Origin of the sequence: Gottfriedia acidiceleris, from assembly GCF_050457485.1 — a bacterium.
Classification (GTDB): Bacteria; Bacillota; Bacilli; order Bacillales; family Bacillaceae_G; genus Gottfriedia; species Gottfriedia acidiceleris_D.
Window position 1 is genome coordinate 1 of sequence record NZ_JBCMJM010000041.1, and the last position, 963, is coordinate 963.

General features: G+C 37.2%; 1 protein-coding gene. It reads right to left on the bottom strand.

The features are described 5' to 3' along the window. Nucleotides 1–63 precede the first annotated feature (63 nt). On the bottom strand, nt 64–963 hold a 900-nt coding region (locus ABEY15_RS24195), incomplete at its 5' end, for an alpha-ketoacid dehydrogenase subunit beta (RefSeq protein ID WP_429892496.1).

The following is a 963-nucleotide window of genomic DNA, read 5'->3' on the forward strand; positions in this document are numbered from 1 at the left end:
ACCTAATTGAGGCATTTTAATATTTTCGATCATCATTATGTCCCCCTTTTTCAAACAGTGCCATTAAAATGCTGCAAGTTCTCTAGCCGCTTTTTCTACTTTATCTGGATTAACCATGAAGAATTTTTCCATTGTAGGAGAATAAGGCATTGCCGGAACATCAGGGCCAGCAAGGCGTGCGATTGGCGCATCTAATTCAAATAAGCAATTTTCAGCAATAATTGCTGCAACTTCGCTCATTATACTTCCTTCTTTATTATCTTCAGTTACTAATAAAACTTTTCCTGTTTTAGAAGCAGCTTCGATAATAGATTCTTTATCTAATGGATAAATTGTACGTAAGTCTAAAACATGTACAGAAATACCATCTTGAGCTAATTTTTCAGCAGCTTGAAGAGCAAAATGTACACATAATCCGTAAGTGATGATCGTGATATCTTCACCTTCACGTTTTACATCAGCTTTACCAATTGGAAGTACATAATCAGTTTCAGGTACTTCACCTTTAATTAATCGATAAGCACGTTTATGCTCAAAGAAAATTACTGGGTCATTATCACGAATTGCTGCTTTTAATAATCCTTTAACATCATAAGGAGTAGAAGGCATTACAATTTTTAATCCTGGTTGACCTGCAAATACCTTCTCAACAGATTGAGAGTGATAAAGTGCACCGTGTACACCGCCTCCATAAGGAGCACGAATCGTAATAGGACAAGTCCAGTCATTGTTTGAACGATAACGAATTCTTGAAGCCTCAGAAATAATTTGGTTTACTGCAGGCATAATGAAATCAGCAAATTGCATTTCAGCTACTGGTCTAAGTCCGTACATTGCAGCACCAATACCAACACCCGCGATTGCAGATTCTGCAAGTGGTGTATCTAATACACGATCCTCACCAAATTGATCATACAGACCATTAGTCGCTTTAAATACTCCACCTTTTAATCCAACGTCTTC